13 protein-coding genes and 2 pseudogenes are annotated in these 20,669 nt (G+C 58.4%); 7 read left to right on the forward strand and 8 right to left on the reverse strand.

Annotated elements, in window-relative coordinates; all coding sequences use genetic code 11:
- The 3 genes from M729_RS1000000139520 to M729_RS0129020 all read left to right on the forward strand — a co-directional run.
- Nucleotides 1-372: zincin-like metallopeptidase domain-containing protein (locus tag M729_RS1000000139520; protein WP_245267660.1), on the forward strand; the 372-nt coding region annotated here is incomplete at its 5' end.
- A gap of 863 nt (nucleotides 373-1,235) precedes the next feature.
- Nucleotides 1,236-1,655 (forward strand): SET domain-containing protein-lysine N-methyltransferase, encoded by a 420-nt coding sequence (locus M729_RS1000000137995; RefSeq protein ID WP_084652754.1) that lies wholly within the window; start codon nucleotides 1,236-1,238, stop codon nucleotides 1,653-1,655.
- A gap of 79 nt (nucleotides 1,656-1,734) precedes the next feature.
- Nucleotides 1,735-2,472, forward strand: a complete 738-nt coding sequence (locus M729_RS0129020) for a class I SAM-dependent methyltransferase (RefSeq protein ID WP_027163627.1) — start codon at nucleotides 1,735-1,737, stop codon at nucleotides 2,470-2,472.
- 1,051 nt (nucleotides 2,473-3,523) lie between these two features.
- Here the strand turns inward: M729_RS0129020 and M729_RS0129025 are convergent.
- From M729_RS0129025 to M729_RS0129035, 3 genes and pseudogenes are all read right to left on the reverse strand, one after another.
- Nucleotides 3,524-5,968 carry an FAD-dependent oxidoreductase gene (locus M729_RS0129025; RefSeq protein ID WP_027163628.1) on the reverse strand — a complete coding sequence of 815 codons (2,445 nt, stop codon included), beginning with the start codon at nucleotides 5,966-5,968 and terminating at the stop codon, nucleotides 3,524-3,526.
- Between the two features lie 567 nt (nucleotides 5,969-6,535).
- Nucleotides 6,536-7,176: pseudogene (locus tag M729_RS1000000138000) on the reverse strand (IS481 family transposase); the annotation flags it as partial.
- Nucleotides 7,177-7,361: 185 nt separating this feature from the next.
- On the reverse strand, nucleotides 7,362-8,432 hold the full coding sequence (locus M729_RS0129035) for an IS630 family transposase (protein ID WP_027163629.1): 1,071 nt from the start codon (nucleotides 8,430-8,432) through the stop codon (nucleotides 7,362-7,364).
- A 353-nt stretch (nucleotides 8,433-8,785) separates the two neighbouring features.
- Between M729_RS0129035 and M729_RS0129040 the strand changes: the two genes are divergently transcribed.
- Nucleotides 8,786-9,505, forward strand: a complete 720-nt coding sequence (locus tag M729_RS0129040) for a LuxR family transcriptional regulator (RefSeq protein ID WP_027163630.1) — start codon at nucleotides 8,786-8,788, stop codon at nucleotides 9,503-9,505.
- Between the two features lie 321 nt (nucleotides 9,506-9,826).
- Here the strand turns inward: M729_RS0129040 and M729_RS0129045 are convergent, their stop codons facing one another.
- Nucleotides 9,827-10,108 (reverse strand): DUF2285 domain-containing protein, encoded by a 282-nt coding sequence (locus tag M729_RS0129045; RefSeq protein ID WP_050596373.1) that lies wholly within the window; start codon nucleotides 10,106-10,108, stop codon nucleotides 9,827-9,829.
- A gap of 115 nt (nucleotides 10,109-10,223) precedes the next feature.
- Between M729_RS0129045 and M729_RS1000000138005 the strand changes: the two genes are divergently transcribed.
- A complete protein-coding gene (locus M729_RS1000000138005) occupies nucleotides 10,224-10,457 on the forward strand; it encodes a helix-turn-helix transcriptional regulator (protein ID WP_084652755.1) in 234 nt (77 codons plus the stop codon).
- Nucleotides 10,458-10,983: 526 nt separating this feature from the next.
- On the opposite strand, the gene M729_RS0129055 is transcribed toward M729_RS1000000138005, so the two are convergent.
- Nucleotides 10,984-11,676 (reverse strand): OmpW family protein, encoded by a 693-nt coding sequence (locus tag M729_RS0129055; RefSeq protein ID WP_027163633.1) that lies wholly within the window; start codon nucleotides 11,674-11,676, stop codon nucleotides 10,984-10,986.
- A gap of 146 nt (nucleotides 11,677-11,822) precedes the next feature.
- On the reverse strand, nucleotides 11,823-13,946 hold the full coding sequence (locus M729_RS01000000136120; RefSeq protein WP_050596374.1) for a prolyl oligopeptidase family serine peptidase: 2,124 nt from the start codon (nucleotides 13,944-13,946) through the stop codon (nucleotides 11,823-11,825).
- Nucleotides 13,947-14,981: 1,035 nt separating this feature from the next.
- Here M729_RS01000000136120 and M729_RS1000000139525 point away from each other — a divergent pair.
- A pseudogene (locus M729_RS1000000139525) lies at nucleotides 14,982-15,161 on the forward strand (DUF6499 domain-containing protein); the annotation flags it as partial.
- A 112-nt stretch (nucleotides 15,162-15,273) separates the two neighbouring features.
- A complete protein-coding gene (locus M729_RS0129065) occupies nucleotides 15,274-15,789 on the forward strand; it encodes a DUF2285 domain-containing protein (protein WP_027163634.1) in 516 nt (171 codons plus the stop codon).
- A 1,412-nt stretch (nucleotides 15,790-17,201) separates the two neighbouring features.
- Here M729_RS0129065 and M729_RS0129070 read toward each other — a convergent pair.
- Entirely contained in the window at nucleotides 17,202-17,996 is a 795-nt protein-coding gene (locus M729_RS0129070) for an HAD-IIA family hydrolase (protein WP_027163635.1), read from the reverse strand.
- A gap of 507 nt (nucleotides 17,997-18,503) precedes the next feature.
- Nucleotides 18,504-19,979, reverse strand: a complete 1,476-nt coding sequence (locus tag M729_RS0129075; protein ID WP_027163636.1) for an NAD-dependent succinate-semialdehyde dehydrogenase — start codon at nucleotides 19,977-19,979, stop codon at nucleotides 18,504-18,506.
- Between the last annotated feature and the right edge of the window lie 690 nt (nucleotides 19,980-20,669).

A 20,669-nucleotide genomic window follows, 5' to 3' on the forward strand; every position in this document is an offset into this window, starting at 1 on the left:
CACCCGACGCGCCTTGCGCGCGACCTCTCCGGCTCGTTCGGCTGCAAGGCCTATGCGCGCGAGGAACTGGTCGCTGAAATCTGCGCAGCCTTCGTCTGCAGCACGATCGGCATCGAGCCGACCGTGCGACATGCCGATTATATCGGCTCATGGCTGACAGTGCTGCGCGAGGACAATCGCGCCATCTTCCGCGCCGCCAGCCTTGCCTCGAAGGCCTTGACCATCGAAGCGATGCGCACAGCTGAGATGTATCCAGCAGGCAGCGTTGGCGGCGAAGTCGGGTACGTGGTTCATATGCTCGCCTCCAAACGAAAGGTGGATCCGAACATGAAGATAGCACCTCCTCGCAAAGCCCAGGGGCTATCTCGTTGATCAAGAAAAACGTTCACATTGTAGTGCCCAGCCGAGCTGTGGCCGGGGCTATGCTCTCAACTTATACGGCGGAGCGCATTCTATTTGGCCGGTAGGCCGGATAGCCAGACGACTTTGCTGGAGGCTTTTGAACAGCACCAATTGCTGGCCAGGAGCAGCGGTGCCGGCGAGTATGAGCATTTGTCCGGAATCCGACGATCGCACCTAAACCGACTTTCTGCGCCGCGGCAGGCGTGCGTCGAGCCGACCGCCCCTTGACAAGGGCTCGCCTACCTCGCCAGAGCACGGTGGCATCGCCAGGCACCGGGGCTGAGCATCGTGCGATCGGCAGCTGTAAGGTCCGGGAACTCGCCTGGTTCGATAGGGCCAATCGATCGCCGTTTGGCCCGGATGCTGAAAAATGCCCGTTTCCGTACCAAAGCTCGCACTCGTATTGGGAGGGGGTCTTTCACGCGTTGCCGATCAGTTCCCATTCGAGCATCCGGTCATGGCTTTGAGAAAGACACGTGAGCCGGTTGGTTAGTCTAGAACGAAACGTAAGAGAAGAGCCGAGCAGCTAACGTCACCCACTCACCTTGGTAGGTATGACGGGGTTGAGGATAAGCTATGTTCGCCCACTGAAAAGTAATTCTGGAACGAACTGTTAGAGTCCGTCCCTTCGAAGCGCGTGCCGATCTAACCGATGTGCCTTGGGGGAAGGGATGCCTTGCCAGCGATGGGGTGCGAAGCGGCTAGGTTGTACTTCGGTCTGCATTAAGCCGCGCTCGATGGACAAGCCCGCCGCCGACCTCTTCGAAGTTAGTACGCTGGTGACAACTCAACGAGTGCCATAATTCAAGCTCAGCATCAAGAAGGTACACACTATGCTCGATAGGGTTTTTGATCGTAGCGACGCTTTATATGTCAAAAAAGTCCCCCAAAAAGGTCGTGGTTTATTCGCCAATATTCCGTTCAAGGCCGGAGATTTAATTGAGCGTGCCCCTACATGGGAATTTGATGATAAGCAAGCAAGTCTCATAGATCTTACAGGAATACTAGAATACTATTTCGTGCGAGGAGGGAGAAGTCAAAAAGGTGACGCCACAGCACGTTACGTCGTGTTTGGGCTTGCCTCGTTGGTCAATCATTCCTTGAGCCCTAATGCAAAAACGGTTTGGGCTGACGAAGAATCCGGCGCGTGGGCCACCTTAGTGGCAATCGATGACATAGAGGTCGACGAAGAAATAACGCAGAAATACACAAATCTGTCCGATTATCCTAAGTCTATAAATTTTGTTGAATGACGATCGAGATAGTCTGTCGAAAAGACAGTTGGAAAAAGGGGGGCTTGAATGGCAGCTTCAACTCATAATCGGAGATTCAATGACTGAAAATTTTGCTTATGATGAGAATGTGGCTTCCACATACGAAAAGTTTACCAAATTATTAGGGAAGGTTGCGGAGGCGGACGAAACGGTTGCCTTCCTCGGGCAACTTTCCAAAGGAGGCGTTGCCCTTGAGCTCGGTATTGGCAATGGGCGCGTGGCGGTGCCGTTGAGCGAGCGCGGGGTCAAGGTCGAAGGCATCGACAATTCGGACCACATGCTGAAACTACTCGCGGAACGTACTGATCTGGTTAAAGGCTGGAAGGGCGACATTGCCCATTTCAATGCAGAAAAACGCTACGATCTGGTCTATTGTGTTTATAGCACATTCACTTTGCTCTCCAAACGTGAAGAGCAAATAGCTTGCCTTCGGTCGGCTGCCGAGGCGCTAGAGGAAAATGGTCTTGTTGTGTTAGAAGTTCGTGTTCCACCCTTGGACGGTGTTATCGGCGGTCAGAAAACGACCACTACGTTCGTTGATCATGAGAATACCTTTATTAATGCGGTAATCCATGACCCTGTAAATCAGAATTTGACGTCAACAATCCTCTGGTTTTCTGGTGCGTCGGTCAGTCGTTTACCACAACGCGTTCGGTACGTTTATCACCAGGAACTCGATACCATGGCCGAATGTGTTGGGCTTCAGCTAGCGGAGCGTTGGGGGGATTGGGCGAGGGGAGCGTTCACCAACGAATCCAAAAGTCATATCTCTGTCTACCGTCGAACCAACGTATAGTCCCTGCCCCTTGCCTCTGAAGCCTCGCCGGGCAGCTTTTGCGCCCAGACACCGGTTGGTCGGAGCTGCCTGCGGCATGGCTGGAGTTGCGAGCAAGACCACCCAAGTCAAGCGCAACTCCAGAGAAAGTGAAGCTTTTTTGCATCCGGAGTGCTTCAAAACAAAGAGTTAGAGTGGTTCGCCGTTCCGTGAAACGGTGAACTGCGCCACGTCCGCGCCTCGCTCAACCGAACACGTCTGATGAGTTCACCCCTGCCATAATCTAAGAGACCTGGCCAAGACCGACACAATGCCTATCACGCCGGGTGCGACCTGGCGAAGACAGATTTCCCGAAATGCAGAACTCTCTAGCAGCCGGCGAAGTCGATTTCGATGCTCATGTCTAACCGTGGCGATCTTAGGTCAGGGGCAGCTCATTATCTGACGGGCAGTCGGGCTGAGACACAGCGGGGCTGAACCGGGCGAAAAGGTCGGCTTCAAGCGGGCACCTTTCAATCTGGCCCTGTAGCGATGCTGAACCGGGCGAGTTGTGTGACCCGGGAGATAGAAACGCACTCTGCTGATCCCACTACAACTTCCAATGCTCCACTGCCAGACGTATTGGTGCTGCAGTCTGGCCGGACGAGGGCTGATTCATAGGCTGTCTAATTTGCTCCGGTTGCCGTACAGCGCGCGAGATTTGCTGCTTTTCAAGCGTGGAAAGCTCATCCTTCTAAAAGCCTATATCCGGCGGCCTCACGTCGAGCCGCTGTCGACCGCGCACCCGGTAACCATGCCAACCAACCTTCGCATCGTCAGTCGGCTAGATGAGTGATACGATGGAGTTCTTCTCGACTTTGGATGGGAGGCCAGCATTTCGACGTGCCTGGAATTAGCCCGATCCCTGGCGTGTGTTTCGGCCGGCGTCGATTGACACCCAGCGGCGCTTGAGCTGGATTCAGGCAACAGATGACACTCCGTGCGCGCCTGCGCCTTCGACGTTCAGACGGGGCGGGGTGCGAGTTTGATACCTGGAATGCCGCGGTGGATGCCGAACGGCTCCGTTCGTAAGTCACGCCCGCATCCGCTCGCCCTTGGGGTCATACATGGGTTTGAGGGAGACTTCCGCAGCATAGCGCTCGCCGGCGATTTCAATCTCGTATGAAGAGGAGAGTAGAGTTGCCTCGCTTTCGTCCTTGCACGGTATATAGCCAAGGCCGATGGCTCCCCCGAGCGTGTGTCCATAGTCTCCGGAAGTGATTGTTCCAGCCATCCGACCGTTTCGAAAAATGACTTCGTTCTTATGAAGCAGGGGGACAGGATCTTTAAGGCGGAACTGAACCAACCGGCGGTTGACGCCCGCCTTGCGTTTTCTCAGAACCGCATCTCGGCCGATGTATCCGGGCTTTGCCGTATTCACAGCGAAGCCCAGCCCCGCTTCGAGCACATGATCGCCGCTGCCAAGATCATCGGGAAGCTGACGATGTGCCTTCTCGATGCGGCACGATCCGATGGCATGACCTCCACACAGCTTGAGTCCGACATCGGCGCCCTTCGCCTCGATTGCTTCGAAGACATGCGCGGCTTGATCAGTCGGAATGTAGATCTCCCAACCCAGTTCGCCGACACAGCTCAGTCTGTGGGCCCGTGCCAGCGACATGCCGATCTCAATCTCTTGCCACGTGCCGTAAGGATTGCTTTGGTTGGAAAAGTCATTGGGACTCACTCTGCTGAGCAGTTCGCGGGAGTTCGGTCCCATCACTGCCAGGACGCTTTCCGAGGCCGACATATCATTGATAACGACGAACTCGTCGCCTAAATGCCGCCTTAACCACGAGAGACTGGGTTGTAATGAGGGGGCCGATAAGACCAGCAGGAAAGCACTGTCCGCGAGACGACTCACCGTGAGATCGCTCTCGACGCCGCCCCGATCGTTCAGCATCTGCGTATAGACGATCCGGCCAACCGGCACGTCGATATCGTTGGAGCAAAGCCGCTGGAGGAAGCTGATAGCGTCTCGGCCTTCCACTCGAATTTTTCCGAATGAAGTCAAGTCAGAAAGAGCGACCCGTTCACGAACCGCTATATGCTCGTTGCGCTGGTTCTCAAACCAGTTTTGGCGGAACCAGGAGTATCGGTATTCGCGCTCCTGGCCCTCCCATGCAAACCAGTTGGCGCGCTCCCAGCCTGCTATCTCACCGAACACCGCCCCGCGTGAATTTAGATGTTCATGAAAGGGCGAGCGTCGAATGCCTCGTGCTGTGGTCATTTGACGAGCGGGGAAGTGGTCGGCAAAGGAAAGTGCCACTACCTCTGAAACCCGCTCCCTTAGATACGACCGGTTCTTTTGGAACGGCATCATCCGACGGATGTCCACACCCGACAAGTGGAAGGGCGGCTCGTCGTCATTCATCCACTGTGCCAGCGCTAAACCCGCACCTCCTGCGGCAGCTATCCCTGTACTGTTGTAACCACACGCTACCCAATAGCCCCTGACGTTAGGAGCCTCACCCAAATGGTATTGGTCGTCCGGAGTGAAGCTCTCTGGCCCGTTAAAGAAGGTACGAATCCCGGCTGACGCCAACATCGGAATTCGCTTCACAGCCTTCTCCATAATAGGTTCGAAATGCCCAAAGTCCTCGGGCAACTCATCGAAACAGAAGCTTTCCGGTATTCCGGTCATGCCCCAAGGTTTGGCCTCAGGTTCCACCGCGCCTAAAAGAATTTTTCCTGCATCTTCTTTATAGTATGTATGTTCGTCAAGAACGCGTAGGACCGGTAACCGAGTGAGCCCCTCGATCGGTTCTGTGACCAGGTAGAAATGTTCGCACGCGTGTAACTGAACCCCGACGTTGCTTTTGGCGCCGAATTCACGTGCCCACATCCCAGCACAGTTTACGGCAAATTCAGTTTCAATCAGCCCTCGCTGCCCTTCCTTCTCCCATGTTACGCTTGAGACCCGACCGTCCCTCACCTGAACACCGGTTACCTTCACTCCTTCAAAGATTGCGGCGCCGCGCTGACGTGCGCCTTTGGCAAGCGCCATGGCAACGTTGGCTGGATCACATTGTCCATCATTAGGGAAATGAAGGGCAGCAGTGACATCAGACACGTCGACGTGAGGGTACATGCTCTCGACTTCTCGCGCCGAGATTTTTCGCGCCTCCACGCCGTAGGCGGCTGCGAGAGAGAGTTGCCTGTATAGCTCGTGCTTGCGCTCCTGGGTCAGCGCGATGGACAATGAGCCTACGCGGCGAAGTCCGGTTGAAATCCCCGTCTCTTCCTCGAGGCCCGAGTAGAGTTGCATTGAATACTTGGTCAAGTTTGTCATATCGCTAGACGGGCGAAGCTCGCTGAGCAATCCGGCGGCGTGCCAGGTCGTGCCGCACGTAAGTTGCTTACGCTCAAGCAGGATCACGTCCGTCCATCCCAGCTTCACTAAATGATATGCGGCTGAGCATCCTGACACACCGCCTCCGATTATGACAGCTCGCGCTTTGGAGGGCAGTGGCTTCATTTCGCATACCCCAACCCGGCAAACTCTGTTGCGACCATGATGTAAGCTCCTGTTCAGTGTCTATAGGGCAGCGCGCCTACAGACGTTCCGGATGAGTGGTGAGCCTGGCGAGACCACGAGGCCACCGCAGACGGCTATCCCTTGTTGCCCCGCGAAGAGTGCCCAGCCAGAGCCGCATCGCGGGTAGAAAGGGGTTGCTGTCGGATTTACGTTCGTGCTCAAGGTTTTCCGGCACTGTCTAGCTATGGCAAAGCTCGCGATGTGAGGTGGCCGCGTTATTCCATGCAGATTGGAGAGCAAACGCACATTCTTGCGTCGAGGGAACGCTCAGTGTCGCGGCGGCGAACGCATCTTCGGCGAGCATGATCATAGGATGGGTCCATCGGGTGGCGGTGCTTTAGCAGAGCGACAGCACGTGTCATGCCAACCGAGAAAATCATGTCCGAACACGAGTCACTCTGACCGGACTTGTCTCATGTACGACATCTGCAGAGATCCGACGACAGTGCAACTTAGCTCCTCTGATTAGTCTCCTGTGCGAGCCCGCATGTACTCAATAGCCGTGCGATCCTGGTCACGGTTCTTGAACTGGACGCAGTTGTCGGTGAGGGTCGTGTGAATTTTGTATGGAACCGGCTGGATGAGGTGGAACACGAACCCGGCTGCGACCATTTTCGCGGCTCGCTTGTGTAGCTCGACATAGGCGAAATTTCTGGCCCGATCGATGGCCACGAAGAGATAGAGCTTGCCTTCAGCCGTCTTCACTTCGGCGATGTCAACATGGAAGTAGCCGATCGGGTAGTGCTTGATTTTTTCGCCGGCCTGTCGCCTTCCACTTCGGGCAAGCGGCTGATCATGGCGCCGCAGGATCGATGCAGGGACGAACGCGTCAGGGTTGGCATCGTCGGGTGCAGCGCGCGCAGGCAATCCTCAAGCGGCAGCAAGGTGTGCCGCCGGTAGGCGACGCTCACAGCCTCCTCCTCGGTCCTAAGCACCGTCGAGGAGGGGTTTCTCGGCCCCGTCGGCACATCGGCGACCGATGTCCGACCTTTCCACTTAACGGCGGTCTTCTGGTTAATCCCATAGCGCCTCGCCAGCACTCTCAGGCTCTCCCGACTATTTTGTATTGCGCGGCGGACTGCCTCTGTCGTCGTGGCGCTGCCGTGTAGAACCTGGCCAAGTGCCTCCTTCCATTCGGAGAAAAGAATGCACGATCAAAGCTTGGGATCAAACAGCTAGGCCCCTGCATTCGTCACCGTTGGCGTGCTGCTCCCAGTGAGTCGACTCGGCGCCTATTTCGGCCACTGCAGCCGCCCTCATAGGCCACGATGATGATGCAACTCAGGCGGCTGGTCTTTGAAGCGTCATGCCTGCGGGATCTAGTCATCTGAATCTAAAATTCGCTGCATAAGGTCTGTTCGGCCTTTTGGCAGAAGCGCTTGACTGATGAGAGGATGTCGTCGGCGGATTTGACCCAGCGATAGGGCTTTGGGTTCTCATTGTGCCGCTCAATGAAGGAGCGGATGTCGGCTTCGAGTTGGCTGGTCGAGGTGTGGACGCCGCGGCGCAGCTGCTTGCGGGTGAGTTCGGCAAACCAGCGTTCGACCTGGTTGATCCAGGATGCCGATGTCGGCGTGAAGTGGACATGGTAGTGCGGCCGTCGCGCCAGCCATGACCTGACCCGCGCGGTTTTATGAGTCGCGTAGTTATCCATGACGATGTGGACGTCGAGGTCCGGCGGAATACTGGCATCGACCTGCTTCAGGAAGTCCAGGAACTCTGTGGCCCGGTGCCGTTTGTAGCACTTGCCAATAACGAAGCCGGAGGCGACGTCGAGCGCTGCAAACAGCGAGGTCGTGCCGTGCCGGACATAGCTATGTGTCCGGCGCTCGGGGATGCCCGGCATCATCGGCAGCACGGGCTGCTCACGGTCGAGCGCCTGAATCTGGCTCTTCTCGTCGACGCTGAGCACGAGCGCCCTATTGGGTGGCGACAGGTAGAGCCCGACGAAGTCGCGCACCTTGTCGACGAACAGCGGATCGCTCGACAGCTTGAACGTCTCCGAGCGGTGCGGTTGCAGCCCGAAGGCGGTCCAGATCCTGCAGATCGTCGTGTGCGAGAAGCCGGTCGCACCGGCCATCGATCGGATCGACCAATGGGTGGCATCGCTGGGCGTGGAGCGCAACGTCCGCTCGATCACGGCGGCGACCTGATCGTCATCGATCGTCCGGGGCCTGCCTGGCCGGGCTTCGTCCAGCAGACCCTCCACGCGATCCTTGAGGAAGCGGCGCCTCCACTTGCCGACCGTATGCTCATGCACCCCCAGCTCAGCCGCGACGGCCTTGCTGGGAATGCCGTCGGCGCAACGAAGAATGATCCGGCACCGCTCGGACATGGATCGCGCCACACGCTGCCGACGCACCTGTCGTTCCAGATACTCGCGCTCTTCCCGCCCCAGAACCAGAGGCGCCGTCGCTGCGGTTCAGAGTCGTCACCTTAAACTAAAGGATCAAATGTACATTGAGCTTTCGACCGAATGGAGCCCTTCAGGCGGGCGGTCGGATCCGCAAAGATTCCTCAGGTTGGGCTCGCAGCAGCGTCTACAACGAGGCTGCGGTCCGGTTGGGGAATACCATCCCGATTAGGTGCGGTGGGCAATATATGCAAGCAGTTCATTTGGGCGAAAGTCTGAGGCGCCGACGCGGGCTGCCGCAGTTTGCGGCAATGCTCTCGCACTGCGGCATGGACCCGTTCCGCTCGTAACCTTTCAAATGACACGTTGCCGGAGCGCCAGGGGAAGGACCTGAAAGGGCAGAGATGCAGACTGTCTTCGAGAGATTCTTGGAACGGCTTTCAGAAAGCGTCGATGAGGCTGATCTCCGCGGCGCCTTGGCCGATGTCGCCTCTGGACTCGAACTAAGCACGTTTGCCTATCTCTCATTACCACCGCGATCAGATGGCAAACCCACGCTGATCTCGAATTATCCGACGCGTTGGACAGCACATTATCTTCAGAACCGATATCAGAGTATTGACCCGGTCATAGTGCGCGCACGCAGTGGCGGATGTCCGTTTCGTTGGGGCCCCGATCTGAGCGGCAAGGAGGCTGCAGGGGCTCAGGTTTTCGAAGAAGCGGCGCAGTTTGGCATCTGCTGCGGCATGACCATCCCGATTATCGACCGCCGAGGGAATTTTGCTGCGATAACCTTTGCCGCAGATAAGCCCGACACTGCATTTTTCCATGCCACAGAACGCCACGTAGAAGGTCTCCCGTATATCGCGACCTGTTTTCACATGTTCGTTCGCTGCAAACTGTCTGCCGATCGAGCGATCGATGGTGTTTTGCTGACGCCGCGCGAATACGAGTGCCTGCAGTGGGCAGAACAAGGCAAGTCTGATTGGGAGATCGGCTGCATTCTGGGGATCACGCAACGAACGGCCGCCTTTCATCTGGGCAACGCTCGCCGGAAGCTTGGGGTGACGACCACCAAACAGGCAATTGGGCGCCTGGCCCGTTCCCTCTTTTCGGTTCACTGACAGGTTAGCTTCACGTGCGGCGGCGTTGAAGGTAGCCGTGGGCTCGAGTGCGCCTTTAATTGCTGCGAATTGCCTGCCCGCCTGTTCCCGCCGGAAAACGGCCGCCCGATTGACCGTCGTTCTGCGGCGCTCGAAGATCGCTCGCCGGACCTTGACATCGCGAGATCGTCGAAGTGCTGATCGGTAAGGCGTACCCCCCGTTGATTGGACGGATTGCGATCATCTCCGCGACCGCATTAGGCGCGTGTTTCTCGGCCCCTGCGCTCAGGAATGGGACCGTCGTGAGTTCCTTGGCTGGAAAGGTGACAGTTCAGCCGTGAGTCAGCCGCCGAACAGTTCCTTGTAGCCGGTCGTTATCATCCAGTTCGCCCGGTCGATATGGCTGCGAACAGCCTTGCGGGCGCGCACCGGTTCAAGGACGGGGTCGATGCCGAGAATGAGTTCGGCCATTTCGTCTACGCTCGCATTGTCGGCGCAGGCGTCCAGGACGCGCAGGTAAATGGCGGAATGTTCCCTGTCATAGCTCGTGATGCTGTCTGACCATGGGACCTCATCGTGCAGTGTTGAGCTTTGAGCCCCGTCCGTTCCCGTTGTTGGATTCATGTCTGCCGCGAACCTCGCATGTTGATCGCTGGTTTCAAGACAGAATATCCCAAAATGGGATTATCCGGAACCGGGATTAGTGGCTGAGCCGGTCTTTACCCGTCCGGTTCGCCTAATGCCAAAATCTCTTCGATCTCCCCGCCACCAGAGATTTCTGAATCAGCTGAGATCACTGCGCAAGGCGCAAGGCCTGACCCAGGAGCAGCTGGCCGAAAAGCTTGGCCGTCGCCAATCCTTCGTTGCCAAGTACGAGGGTGGAGAGCGGCGTCTCGATGTCATTGAGTTTCTCGACGTAACTGCAGCGCTTGACACTGACCCGTGCGAGATTCTGTTGAGCCTGCGAACGTAGCTGGGCCAGCGCGCCTCCCGGAGCCACCGGTTGCCGGGTCACCAACCCCGGTTTTCTTCGCAATTCCAGGCGTCCCAGCCATTCGCCTCCTTGGCGCGGATCTCAGGCGCGCGCAGCTCTTCTTTGTTGGCCTTCCGATGGCGCGTACCCTACCGAGCTGGAGCCCTTACTGTGTGCCGTGCGGAGGGCGAAGGGCGGCCGTGAGCTGCCGAGGTTCCCAGGCCAGCTACCGAGCCTGCAGAAAAGAACCGGCACCTCTTATCAGCGCTGAAGAAGGCACTTGGTGTCATCGAGGAGGTCCGTAGTCGCATTTGCGCAGACACATAACCTCAGAACCAACGTTCGAGGACACCGGTGCCGCAAAGAGTTGCCGCATTCGGGCGCCAGTTTCGGGCCACGTTAACCAGGAGTACGCTGGTGGAGGCCGGGTCCTCGACAACGGCTTCTTTAAAGTCGCCCGGGACGACCGCACAAAGGGCGCACGAGGCGCCCTTCATTCGCGGCTGTGATCGCCTTCGCCCCGTTGTCAGAAACGGTAGGTGACACCTGCGCCGATCAGCCAGGGATCAAGCGCCGCTTTCCCGGTCAGCTTGGCGCCGGCCACCGTAACTTCGAAGTCTGGCTTGAGAAAAAGCTTCTTCACGTCGAAGTTGACGCCCCAATGCTGGTCCACCATGTAGTCGAACCCGACCTGCAGTGCGGTGCCGAACGTGTTCTTGACCTTGAGATCATCGGCGCTGCCCGCCTGCTGATGATAGAAGATCGTGTAGTTCACCCCCGCCCCGACATAGGGTTTGAAGGCGCCGAAATGGGTAAAATGGTATTGCAATGTCAGCGTCGGCGGCAGCAGCCAAACCTTGCCGATATTCTCCAGGCCGCTGATCGAGCCCTGGCCTGCAATGTTGGCATAGGTGGTGCCAAGGATAAGCTCGGTGGCGATGTTGTCGCTGAAGAAATACGAAATATCAAGTTCAGGCGTCACCGTGTTCGAATAAGAAAGACCAGAGCCGGGCACCGCATCAACGTAGCCCGAATCCTCAGTGATGACCCCCAACGCACGCAGCCGAATCTGCCAGGGGCTTGGCCATTCCGTGACCGAGGGACCTTCGTCGGGGTCGCACGGTTCTGGAAGGTCTGCCGCGACCGCCTGCTGCCCGATCAGCATCAGGGCGACAGCCGCTGTTGCTGCCCGCGCCACTTTCATCCGCTTTATTAACATGATATCTCCTTTACTCTTCAGAAATGTAGACTGAACTCGTGTATGGTCAGGCTGTATTGACCGAGAGCGACAGAGCGATGACGCATTTTGCGCAAGCAGTGCTCGCATTTTAGCTTTGCCGCAGTCGTGAACCTGCACTCACTCGCTCACTGTAGTTTGCTCTTATCTGGCTCCCCGCCGTCTACGACGCTGTCAGCGTGCCAGCCAATCGCGCTGCGAAGAAAATTGATGCCAAGGCTGATGAACGCTGCGCGCTCGCGATTGTCCTTGCCGTAGCCGTGCCCACCGGCGCTGGGCTCGTAGAAGTAAGCGGGATAGCCAAGAGCTTGCAGTTTTGCTGCCATCTTACGCGCATGGCCCGGGTGGACGCGGTCGTCGCGTTTCATGGTGGCGAGCAGGATAGGCGGATAGGGCTGTCCCGGCGTGGCAGTGTGATAGGCGGAGATTTCCCTCAGGAAAGCCCAATCGTCAGCCTTGTCGGGATCGCCATATTCGTCGATCCAGCTCGCGCCTGCCAGGAGCTTGCTGTACCGTCGCATGTCGATAAGGGGAACTGTGCAGAACAGCGCGCCGAATTGCTCGGGATAGCGCGTTAGCATGTTGGCGATCAGAAGGCCGCCGTTCGAGCCGCCCTGCGCGGCAATCCGCCTCGACAGTGTAATGCCCCTCCGTACCAAGTCGGCGGCAACGGCGGCGAAATCGTCATGGGCGAGACGTTTGCCCTGCCTGCGCCCGGCATCGTGCCAGCGGGTGCCGAACTCGCCGCCCCCGCGGATGTTCGCCACCACACAGGTGCCGCCGCGTTCGAGCCACAGCTTGCCGAGCGAGGAGTTGTAGGAGGGCAGGAGCGATACGCCGAATCCACCATAGGCGGAAAGGTGAACCGGGGCATCACCCTTCCCGTTCCGTGGACCGACCTGCGTGTAGGGGATCATCTCGCCATCGATCGACACTGCCTCATGGCGCGTGACCACCAGTCCGGATGCGTCGAAATTCTCCGGGCTGCGCTTTAGGACTACCTGAGCGCTGAGAGGCGGCGCGGCTTCGAGATCGAACAGGAAAAGCTGGGGCGGAGTGGTCGGGTCCTGAGCCAAGACCAGAAGCTCTCCATTGCTCTCGTGAACTGCGGTATCGAGTGACCAAAGGTGAACAGTCCCTTGCGCTGGCACGGTGTCCAGCACTCGGCGCGTCCATTCCTGCGGGCCTGGGATAAACATCTCAAATTTTCGGGCGAGGTTCGCCAGGTAGGTGATGATGAGCTTTCCATCAGTCCAGAAGAATGATTGCAGGCTGCGCCGCTCGGCCGGTTCAAACAGGGTACGAAAACGTCGCTCGCCGGCGATGAAAGAGGAAAGCGACATGCCGATCAGCGCGTCGGCGCAATAGGTCGTCCCTGCAACCGTCCATGCTTTGCGCGGCCGCACCGCGAGCCAATCGCCAAAGTTAACCCACCTGGCATCCTTGGGAAGGTCGATCTCAATGTTCGGGCCGCTTCTGTCCCCAATGCGTACCAGCTTCTCGAAGCAGCCCAGTTGCTCGACGAACCATAGGCGCTCGGTCGCGGCGGTGCGGTCCAGATGGCCAGACACACCGAGGTTTTCGTAACCGGTCTTGAAGATTACCGGCGCGGTGAGGGGATCCGCGCCACGCTTCCACAGCCGCACGGTGCGCGCATAGCCGGAGCGAGTTGCCATGCCCTGACCAAGCGCACTGGAAAGCAGAAGGGTGTTGGGGTCGAGCCAATGAACGCCGCCCTTGGCTTCGGGAAGATTGAAGCCGTCGGCGACAAAGCTCAGAGAGCTCAGGTCGAATTCACGATGCACAACTGCGTCGCCGCCGCCGCGCGACAAGCGCAGAACGGCTCTTTCCCGTACCTCGGGCTCGATCGACGCGCCGCCCCAGATCCAGTCCTCTCCGTCGCTAGCAGCGAGGGCGTCAAGGTCGAGCAGCAGCTCCCATCGGGGATCCGCCTCCATATAGACAGAAAGGGTGGTCCGGCGCCACAGCCCGCGCGGATTTTCGGCATCCTGCCAAAAATTGTACAGGTACTGACCGCGGCGCGTGACCAGGGGCATCCGATCTGGGTGGTCGAAAATCACTGTCAGCGCCGCCCGGTCGCGCTCAAACTGCCGTCCACCGAAATGCTTCAGGGTCTTTGCCGACTGCCCCGCCGTCCACGCAAGTGCCCGTTCGCCTTCTACATCTTCAAGCCAAAGGTGCGGGTCATCGTCGGGTGCATTCACAGTTGGCCGGAAATCGAACTCGGTCATGTCCCGATAACCGGACGAGTGAAAGCGCAATGGTTTCGGTCTGCTCGGGAATACTCAGTGTTGGCGGGCGCGCCAGCATCTTCGAAAAGCGTGATCATCAGAGGGTTCTTCTCAGTTAAGGCGCCAAGTGCTCTGCGGACAGGGATTGCATCTGTCGTGCCAACTGTGAAATCGTTCAAAACAATGGGATGACTCTAGTAGCGCTGTGTCACATGGCCGACATAGTCAACAATCCGACAGGGAGCGCACCCGTAGTCGCCGCATCAAGCTCCGCCGGCGAGTTCGGCGACACAGTCAGAACTCAGGCACCTCAAAATGACTTGGCTGGACCGCTACATCTTCGCGCCGGACCGCTTAAACGCTTCCGGATCCAATTAGCGGACGACACCACGACTCGATGGCAGCCATGAAGGAACGAAGCGGCTGTGGGTCTAGACACCAGAGCGGGAAAAAAAATCGAGGCCGAGGGCCGTTCGGCGGCTTTGATGGTTAGGCAAGCCCCTGCCACCGCGCGCATCCCGACCGCGTGCTCCAGGTGCAAGAAGCTCCCAAAGGCCCGGCGTGAGCACCACCGCAAAGGAATTGCCCACCTCGCCGTTCGTGTTTTGAGGTCCGCTAAACAGTCGGCTTACCTGTACACCTATACAGGCTGCCATAGCCCGGAACTTGGCCTCCAATGGCGGGAGCTTCCCCTAGGAGACCTCCCATGACTACGCTTACAACGCCCGCGCTACGACGACCTGCGCACAATCAACGTACCCACCGCCGCAGCACGGGGTCTTCAAGGAACGTTAGGAACGTGGCAAAGGAGCCGACCACTGGCGTCCAACCAACTCACTTGGCCTGCTCGGGCCATGCTGGCTGCGCTGGTTCGATCAAGTCGCCGCTATTTGCCTGCGTGAACTGCCCCGAAGGGTGCCGACCCCACACGCTTCAACGAAACACATCCATCGGGGGCTGGTTGCTCGGGCGCCGGTGTTTCGCCAATCGGCCTGATGTTTCGACCTGCCTGGGGGCGGGCAGGGGAGCACAATAATGCCTGCAGTTCCAGCGAAAGGCGCGGACGAGGCGGATTGGCGCGATGAAAGATCATACGATTACACTCCTGGTCTGGCGCCGCGCGAGTGGGCCTGGGAGTTCTTACGTCGCAATCCAGCATTCCAGCGCGACGTGATCGCTGCAAGCCAGCACGCCAGTACCTTGTCCTTTGGACCCTCTCTCGACGTAGTCTCGTCGACCGGTAACCTGTCACGGTGGGGCGTCCTGTTTCGCCGAGTCTTACGGGCGCAATTCGGTCGTATTCTGGTCTCCGCTATGGTGCGCTCATGTGCTGCCGGTGATTGCAGAACAGCTGTCTGCTTGCTCGGCGACAGGGCCGTTCGAGCTCTCGGCATTGCCATGCCGTGCGACGGTCATGCTGGCGCCAGACAAGGGCCAGCATGTTCTTCTTCGCAAGGCGGAGCATACGCTTCAGATCGCCGTCTCCGGCGCGGATATCCTGCACCCCGTTTGCCTCCGGACCGAGGCCATTTGGCCCGCGACCCTTTCGAAGCACCGCCTGAGGGCGCTCAAGTGCCTCAATGCCCTAAACTTGGGTCAGCACCTGCCCGCCCGCTTGTTTCCGCCGGAAAAACGCGGTCCCCGTTTGACCTTCGTTCTTCGTGCGCTCGACGGATCGCTTGCTGGGGCGTCACATCGCGAGCTCGCTGAAGCGCTGATTGGTCAACGGCGCGTCCATGCCGACTGGAGGGATCCTCGCGATCATCTGCGCGACCGCATTCGCCGCGCTGTCACTCGTGGCCGCGCCCTCATGCATGGAGGGTACAGGGATTTCCTTCTTTGAAAAGGGATAGTCCGACTTGTACATCAGCCGGCGAACAGTTCGAAGCTACAACTGGTCACCGCCAGTTCGTCAGTCGACTTGGAGAGGAACGGCCTTAGAGGTGCGCTCTGGTTCAGGCGTCGGTCGATGCTGAGAGGCACGTTAGACATGTCCGATAGGTGACAATGTCGAGTACGCAACAGAGAAAAAAGCTATCGCGTCGGGTCTTTTAAAACGATTTTTTGCCTTGGCACGGAACATGCACGCTAGCAAAACGCGCGGACTGAGTGGTTCCCCCCTCCACGAAGGTCGCGGACTTACGCCACCTCCCAAGGCGTACCCGGCCCGGCAGCGAGCTCAGTCTCCTGCCGGGCATGCGGGTTCAGCCGTGCTTGCATTCAGGACTTTAAAATCAGAGACGCAATGTTTCGCTTCCGGCTATGCGGGCTTGGTGCCGAAAGTTGAGGTGGCGGAACTTGGCGCTGCGTCTGACATGATTACGTGAATGAAGCGCAAGGCCTAAATAAATTGTCAGACTTCGAGCGCGGTCGTTGTGGCTCCGTGTTCACGGCAGCGACTATTTTGGCCGTTGCCAACCCGAGATCCGCCTTTGAAGTAAATGCTGAAAGGCTCACTACGCAGCGTAGTCTTGGCACCTCATAGCTGATCCTCGTCAGCACACGCGACGGAGCGTGAGCGCGGCAGGCGAACCTGTGGAGAGACAGGTTTCGCGATCGCATCGGTGTCACACCATGAATTGGTCAAGGAGCACGTATTTCGAAGGCGCGATGCTTGAACCCAATACCTGCGGCAGGCGATTGCTCAATTGAAAGTTGTCTTGAAGCGCTTCGATGCCGCTCACTACCCGCAGCCGCCGAGCCGCCTATTCCTCGGCAGTCCGTCGGCTGCTGCGCTATTCAGCAGCCGCGCTGTTGCCCGTCCTGTTCACCACAAAAGCGAGGCGCAACCACTCCCTAATGAGCAACGCGCCCACGCCTGACGGGCTGTGGAATTTATGCGCCAATGGGTGAGCAGATCGACTTCGACAAACTCGTCTGTCAAAGCGATGCGCATACGACCAACAGCCTGCGTGGCGTCCACGTGTAGGATCGCCTCCGGAGTGATAAAACTCCAGTGGTTGAACGACACTCGTCGCGCTGTTCAAAGCCATGACAGAAACGGTCGGGCGTGAGTGTCACAGCGAACGCATCTGGGCTCGATCGAACCTGACGCATTCGCTGGACGCAGTCTACTTCTGCGCTCGAGAGTCTTTGGCCGAAGACTCTCGCTTCATAGAGGTCAGGACCGGCATGCATTGGACTACATGGGTGTACTTCGACTAAGTTGTCACGCTTATCACTTTCTTTGCGGCCAGCTGTTCCTCCAAAATTGCCCAGGTTCAACGGCCGACATTCGGAATGTAGCGGGAGCGTTCAGTCGTGGTGTCGTTCTGCTTGTTGAGTGACGATGATCTGGCCCAGATCGGCAAGGCGCTCGACCACGTAGCCGGGTCTGAATGGAAACCGCTCTATGTCTGCCAGTTTGGTCACCCCAGTGAGCACAAGGGCTGTTTTCAGGCCCGATTCCAGGCCTGCGAGCACGTCGGTGTCCATGCGGTCCCCGACCATGATGGTATCAACAGCTCGCACTCCTAGCCGGTCGAGCGCGTCGCGCATCATGAACGGGTTCGGCTTTCCGACGAAATAGGGCTGACGGCCGGTGGCCTTTTCGATTAGTGCCGCGACTGCCCCGCACGCCGGATGGGACCCCCGCTCGGTCGGGCCAGTCGCATCCGGATTGGTGGCGAGAAAACGCGCGCCCCTCGCCACAAGCTCGGCGCCAGTCGCGATCTGTTCATAGTGGTACGAAATTGTGTCCCCGAGGACCACGAATTCGGGGGCAACCTCCGTTATCCGGCAGCCTGCCTGCCGCAGGGCCTCGACGAGACCGTGGTCGCCGATGACATAGGCAGATGATCCCTGCTTTTGCAGTTCCATGAACCGCGCCGTGGCGAGCGCCGAGGTGTAGATGTGCTCTGGCTGCACGGCGAAGCCGACCGCTCTTAGACGCTCGGCATGATCTTCGGGCGTGAAGCGCGAGTTATTGGTGAAGATCTGAAACGGCTCACCCCTGGCGATTAGCCCGGCGACATAGCCGACGGAGCCAGCAATCGGTTGACCGCCCCGGACCAGGACCCCGTCCATGTCGAGCAGATGCGCTGTAATCATTGGATCTCAACCCTCAATGTCTTTCGTGCATGCACGGCCTGGGCACGTCTTGTGTCACTGAATCTTCTCCAGGCGAGAATGCCGGCGACTGTACCGATTGAGAGCGATGCGCGAAGGGCGCTCAGTTGGCCGTGCGGCAATAAGGAGGCTGCGGCGTAAACGTGTCGGTGGCACCCGCTGACCGTTCAGACGCCCTGCATCGTCGGCTTAACGACATTCGCTGCGTCAGCGCAGCTGATGGACGATCGCGTTCTATTTTCTGTGAACCACTAGCCTGGCGAGACGTGCCGCGCTTGGATAGGATGAGCAACCTGCAGTCTGCTAGCGGCGCCTTTGCCTCCTCGCCGTAGAGGCGGTTCAAGGTAGCTGCGCGTCTAGATCTCACTTAAGGCGCACAGGCCGCAGGTCGCGGTGAACGACCCCGAAACCAGCCGATAGAAGGTTCGCCAAAGCGCTCGATCATGCCTTTAGTTCATTTTGCGCCTGAGGTATTCATCCACATAGAGATCAGATGCCGCCCATGCAGAGGTATTTCATTTCGAGGTAGTCTTCGAGCCCGTGGCGGGATCCTTCTCGCCCAATGCCGGACTGCTTGATGCCGCCAAAGGGCGCCGCTTCCGAAGACATACGCCCGGTGTTGATGCCAACCATGCCGTATTCCAATGCCTCGGCAACGCGCCAGACACGCTTCAAATTCGAGGCATAGAAATACGCGGCGAGACCGTAGATCGTGTCGTTGGCCTCACGCACAACCTGATCCGCATCATGGAAGCGAATGATCGGGGCCAGCGGCCCGAAAGTCTCCTCTTGCGCAACCGCCATAATGCTGGTGATTTCAGTGAGGACTGTGGGTTTGAAGAAGGTCCCATCCTTGCCGATGCGTTGGCCACCGCATCGAATTGCGCCACCCTTGGCAACGGCATCTGCGATGTGGGACTCGATCTTGGCCAAAGCATGCACGTCGATGAGCGGTCCGACGTCCACTGCCGGAGCGAAGCCGTCGCCAACCGACAAAGACCGAACTTTCTCCACGAATTTTTCAACGAACTCATCGTGAACGCTCGATTGGACGTAAAGACGGTTCGCTGAAACACAGGTCTGCCCGGCGTTGCGGAACTTCGCCTGGATCGCGCCGTCAACCGCAGCGTCGATATCGGCGTCGTCAAAGACGATGAACGGCGCATTGCCGCCGAGCTCGAGGCTGACCTTCTTGATCTGGTCCGAACACTGGCGCATGAGCAGCCTGCCAACCTCGGTCGAGCCTGTAAAGCTGATCTTTCGGACCTTCGGGTTGGAGCAAAGTTCACGTCCGACGCCATCACCTTCAGACGCATAAATTAGGTTCACCACGCCGGCGGGAAAGCCGGCTTGGTGGGCGAGGGCGAACATTGCACCTGCCACGAGCGGCGTCTGTTCAGCAGGCTTAAGTACGATCGTGCAGCCCGCCGCCAGGGCCGGCGAGATCTTGCGCGCCACCATCGAGGCCGGGAAATTCCATGGCGTAATCGTGCCGACCACACCGATGGGCTGCTTGATCACCAGCATGCGACGGTCTGTCGACGGTGCGGAGATCGTCTCGCCATAGATGCGATTGGCTTCTTCGGCGTACCATTGCAGATACGCGGCCGCGTGCGAAACCTCCGACTTGGCTTCGGCAAACGGCTTGCCCATCTCTGCAGTGAGTATCGCGGCAAGATCATTGGCGTGGTCAATGATCAGCTCATGCCATCGCCACAAAACGTCACTGCGTTCTCGGGCGGTCAGCGCAGCCCAACCAGGCTGCGCTACATAGGCCTTGTCGATCGCAGCGCGTGTCTCCTCCACGCCCATGTCGGGAAGTGCCGCCAGGACCTCACCGCTCGACGGATTGAGGACCTCGAATGTCCGCTCGCTAATCGGCGTGCCGAGCGCCGGCAAGCGATCAATGGCGCCAAACAGGCCCGGGGATTTCAAGTGGCGGATCATCGGCAGGCACAAGGGCAATACCGGATTCCTCTCAAATTCGGCTGATATGACAGGGCGTCGATGGTACTCCGCACCTTCGGGTTGCTTATAGGGCCTCGGTCAGACGGCTGGTAGACCATTGCACTCAGCTCGCAGCGAGAATTTTCAATTCTTCTGTCGATGACTCGCGGTTCTCGACAGGTGCAACCTGAACAACAGGCATCGGCTTCCCCACCGCGGCCAGCGCTGCGGATCAAGATCGGAGTCCTCGGGTCAATGCGAAGGTGAGGTTGGACATCATAAATCACTGAGCAATAACTGGGGTCGGAGCTTCCTTCCAAAAGTTGCTCTGCACGGTTCCTCCAAGCTTCTCATCGGCACCGTTTGAGGCTCGTGTGGAAAGATCGATCGGTCCACCGGCCCTAGTAACTAGTAAAGTGGCGACTCCGAACGGAAGCCGGCGCCATCGTGGTTTGTGCGAACAGAGCACTGGCCTGCATCGCACATGACCTTGAACGAGTGAGAGAAGCGGCTTTCATACAATAAAGGCCCATAAATACCCAACGAAACGAACTGCCATGGTTGTGGGGCTGTGGGACGGCGGGCGAGCGCGATCCTTACGGACACCGAACCGCAAGGGTGCGCTTCGGCCACAGCAGGTGACGATCCCGAGTTGGAAAACAGCACTTCTCGTCGGGGGCCGTGGAGTCCCGTGTCCCGCCATCTGCG

Origin of the sequence: Mesorhizobium sp. WSM1293 (assembly GCF_000513875.1) — a bacterium.
GTDB classification, from domain to species: Bacteria; Pseudomonadota; Alphaproteobacteria; order Rhizobiales; family Rhizobiaceae; genus Mesorhizobium; species Mesorhizobium ciceri.